The 3,352-nt window shown below is 74.9% G+C and carries 5 protein-coding genes; 3 read left to right on the top strand and 2 right to left on the bottom strand.

From position 1 onward, the window contains the following. Both ACFXA3_RS39120 and ACFXA3_RS39115 read right to left on the bottom strand, forming a co-directional pair. Positions 1-714, bottom strand: a 714-nt coding sequence (locus ACFXA3_RS39120; RefSeq protein ID WP_385195601.1) for a helix-hairpin-helix domain-containing protein, incomplete at its 3' end; no start/stop codon positions are given. A gap of 74 nt (positions 715-788) precedes the next feature. Then, positions 789-1,262 carry a copper-binding protein gene (locus ACFXA3_RS39115; RefSeq protein ID WP_385195598.1) on the bottom strand — a complete coding sequence of 158 codons (474 nt, stop codon included), beginning with the start codon at positions 1,260-1,262 and terminating at the stop codon, positions 789-791. A gap of 167 nt (positions 1,263-1,429) precedes the next feature. On the opposite strand from ACFXA3_RS39115, the gene ACFXA3_RS39110 reads away from it, so the two are divergent. From ACFXA3_RS39110 to ACFXA3_RS39100, 3 genes are all read left to right on the top strand, one after another. Then, positions 1,430-1,999, top strand: coding sequence for an RNA polymerase sigma factor (locus tag ACFXA3_RS39110; protein WP_385195595.1), 570 nt, complete (start codon positions 1,430-1,432; stop codon positions 1,997-1,999). Further along, positions 1,996-2,715, top strand: coding sequence for a zf-HC2 domain-containing protein (locus tag ACFXA3_RS39105; protein WP_385195592.1), 720 nt, complete (start codon positions 1,996-1,998; stop codon positions 2,713-2,715). The genes ACFXA3_RS39110 and ACFXA3_RS39105 overlap by 4 nt, the downstream gene beginning before the upstream one ends. Positions 2,716-2,799: 84 nt before the next feature. Further along, positions 2,800-2,979, top strand: coding sequence for a hypothetical protein (locus ACFXA3_RS39100; RefSeq protein ID WP_385195590.1), 180 nt, complete (start codon positions 2,800-2,802; stop codon positions 2,977-2,979). Positions 2,980-3,352 lie beyond the last annotated feature (373 nt).

Genomic DNA, 3,352 nt, shown 5'->3' with positions numbered 1-3,352 from the left:
TCCGGCGATGCGGGCTGCCGGGAACGGCTGCCGGGGCCGCACCGCCGGGCCCCGCCGTCCGTCAGGAGCGGCTCCAGACCTGGGTCGCGGCTCCCCCTCGGCGGCGGCCCGCTCGGTCTGCCGGCCGATCGCGTCGAGGGCGCCCAGCGCCCGCTCCCGCCGCTCCCGTCCCGTGAACCACATCCGCAGCCGGCCGGCGGCGGGCCGGGCGTCGGCGAGCAGGGGTCCCAGCCCGGCGTCCAGCGCCCCGGCCGCCTCGACGGCCCGGCGGGCGTCCGGCCCGGCCTCGACGAGCAGCCGGAGGGCGGCCACCAGCGCGGTGGTCCGGGGCTCGGGGTGGTCGACGTCCAGGTGCACGGCGACGGTCTCCCCGACGGCCTCGGCCAGCTGCCGCGCGGCGCCGAGCGCCTGGTCGGCGGTCTGCTGCCCGACCCCGGGGATCTGCCGGAGCCGGTGGCGCCCGGCGTCCAGCACCCCCTGCACGGTGTCGAAGCCTGCCGCCTCGATGGCGGCCACCCGCAGCCGCCCCTCGGTGACGTGGGCCAGCCGGTCGACGGGGATCCGCACCAGCTCGGAGCGGGCGAGTTCCGCGTGGACCGGCGCCCAGGCCTCCCGTACGGCGTCGACGGCCCGCCGGTGGTCGGCCAGCAGCGCGGCGGCCGCCGCGTGCAGCGTCTCGCCCGCGTCGATCACCTCGGCCGCCCTGCGCCGCATGCCCCTCACCCCTCGACTGGGCCCGGCTGCGCCGGGTAACGCCTGCACGCAACCTACCGCCCGGCGCGGGACGCTCAGTAACCGTTCATGGCGGCGCCCACGGTGATCTGCGTCTTCATGCCGAGGTCCTTGTGCCCGTCGACCGGGCAGTACAGCTCGTACGTACCGCCCTTGAGGGTGATGCCGAGGGTCCCGCTCTCCCCCGGCGCCAGGGTCTTGGAGCGCTGCTCCCCGCCCGGCCCCTCGATCTCCAGGGCGTGCTCGTGGTGGCCGGTGTTCCTGAGGGTGAAGGTGTAGGGCCCCGGTGTGAACGCCGTCCGGGACAGGGCGATGTGGAAGTCGCTCAGGTCCGCGGTGACCGGGGTCGCGGCCGGTGCTGCCGGGGCAGTCGGGGTCGGCGCGACGGGGGCGGCGGGGGCGGCGGGGGTCGCCGCCGGGCCGGTCGCGCCTCCGTAGCCGCCTCCCCCGCAGGCGGCGAGCAGCCCCGCCAGTGCTCCGGCCGCCAGCCCCAGCCCCACGCGGCCGGTCCGGGTGAGTGTTCCTGTCATGGCTCGGCCCTCCGGTGTGTTCGTACCCACGGGATACGGCCGAGCGGCGCCGGCGGATTGGGGCCGGGGACAGGAGGGGGAGGCGGGGGCAGAATTAAGGGGTGTTTCCCCACGAACCGGAACCAATCCATTCGGGGAGCCCGAACGTATCTCCTGATGTGCAGAGAATGGGCCTCCCGCTCGGGCGTGCACCGGACGAGGCGTTGCTGTCGGGCCTGGCGACGGGTGATCCCGAGATCGCCGTCGCGTTCGTGCGCCGCTTCCAGGGCACGGTCTTCGGCGTGGCCATCGCCGTGGTCGGCGACGCGCAGCTCGCCGAGGACATCGCGCAGCAGACGTTCGAGCGGGCGTGGCAGCACGCGCAGGTCTACGACTCGCGGCGCGGCTCCGTACGGACCTGGCTGACGGCGATCGCACACCACCTGGCGATCGACGCGGTCCGGGCCCGCCGGGCCAGTCCGGTCGCCCCCGAGGACCTGGACGCCCTCCTCGACATCGTGACGGAGACCCCCGAACAGCACGCGGTCGCCGCCGAGACGTCGGCCGGGATCCGGGCGGCGGTGGCGGCCCTGCCCCGGGAGCAGGCCCGCGCACTGGTGATGGCGGGCATCTACGGGCTGACCGCACAGCAGATCGCCGACATGGAGCAGGTCCCGCTGGGGACGGCGAAGACGCGGATCCGGACGGCGATGCACAAGCTGCGCAGGACCCTGGGGGCGGAGGAGAGCCGGCGATGAGCGAGATGAGCTGCGAGCAGCTGAGGGAGCTCGACGCCGAGCTGGCGTTGGGCATCCTCCCGGCCCGGGAGCGCGCCCGGGCGGTCGCCCACCTGGACCACTGCGCCGGCTGCCGGGGACACATCGAGCAGCTGGCCCTGGTCGGCGACGGGCTGCTCGGCCTGCTGCCGGGCACGGAGCCGCCGGTCGGCTTCGAGAGCCGCGTCACCGCCGCCCTCCTGCCGCCCCCGGCGCCGGAACCGTCCCGGGTGCCGGTGCCGGCACGGTCGCCCGGCCGGCGGTGGCTGATGCAGCCCCGGGTCGCGGCCGTGGCGGCGGCCCTGGCCGTGGCCTGCGGCTTCGGCGGCTGGGCGGCGGGCACGGCGATCGAGCAGGCCGCCGCGCCGGTGTCCCCGGCGGCCCGCGCGAACGCCCAGCTGATGCAGGCGCCGCTGATCACGAACGGCCGGGAGGTGGGCCGGGTCTTCGCCCATCCGGGCACGAAGGGCTGGGTGTACATGTCGGTGGACCTGGAGAAGCCGATGCCCGAGGTCAGCTGCGTCCTCGACCACACGGACGGCACGATGACCCGCCTCGGCACGTTCTCGCTCCGGGACGGCTACGGCTACTGGGTCGCCACGACCGACGTCAACGCCACGACCCTCGCGGGCGCCCGCCTCCTCACCCCGGAGGGCTCGGTCCTCGCGGCGGCCCACTTCACCCAGCCGATCACCTAGGGTGACGCTCCGACGTGCGTGAGCGACACCCCGGTGCCAGGGTGGTGGACGTCCCCCTCACCCTCTTCGAGGAGCGAAACCGGCATGGCGAAGAAGCAGCCGCCCCAGGACAAGGCCAACAAGCTCAAGGAGCAGGCCAAGCAGAAGACGCAGGAAGCCAAGCAGGGGAAGAACCCCATGTCCGAGGACATGGACCGGGAGGACATGGGCATGGAAATGCCCCAGGACCGCCCCCGCCCCTCCCACACCCCCCGCACCCGCTAGGCCGCCACGGCGAAGGGGCCGGCTCCCCACGGAGCCGCCCCTGCGCACGTCACGTCAGCGCCGCGTCATCCGCTCAGCTGTTGAAGCGGAAAAATGACGTCGCCCCAGAGGTGGCCGCACGGCCACCTCGTCACCATGCTCACGGTCGCACTCATGGAGCAGGTGCCCGCCGACACCAGAGCCGGCCGCATGGTGCATCGAGGACGAGGGCGGGGCACCGGCCGTCCACGTCCACGAGCTCGGCGGACCCACCGTCGCCTACGCGCCCGCCGGTATCTTCCAGCGCCCCGTGCCCTTCGAGATCAGCCTGGACCTCGACGGAATGCGGAAGGGGGGGGGGGGCGCGAGGGTTGGGCACACCCCCCCCCGGGGA

This window comes from Streptomyces sp. NPDC059456, from assembly GCF_042750055.1.
GTDB lineage: Bacteria > Actinomycetota > Actinomycetes > Streptomycetales > Streptomycetaceae > Streptomyces.
This window is presented reverse-complemented; position numbering and strand designations above follow the sequence as displayed.

Coding starts and splice junctions, on each gene's coding strand:
- ACFXA3_RS39100 (WP_385195590.1), top strand. CDS start 2,800: ATGGCGAAGAAGCAGCCGCCCCAGGACAAGGCCAACAAGCTCAAGGAG.
- ACFXA3_RS39105 (WP_385195592.1), top strand. CDS start 1,996: ATGAGCGAGATGAGCTGCGAGCAGCTGAGGGAGCTCGACGCCGAGCTG.
- ACFXA3_RS39115 (WP_385195598.1), bottom strand. CDS start 1,262: ATGACAGGAACACTCACCCGGACCGGCCGCGTGGGGCTGGGGCTGGCG.
- ACFXA3_RS39110 (WP_385195595.1), top strand. CDS start 1,430: ATGGGCCTCCCGCTCGGGCGTGCACCGGACGAGGCGTTGCTGTCGGGC.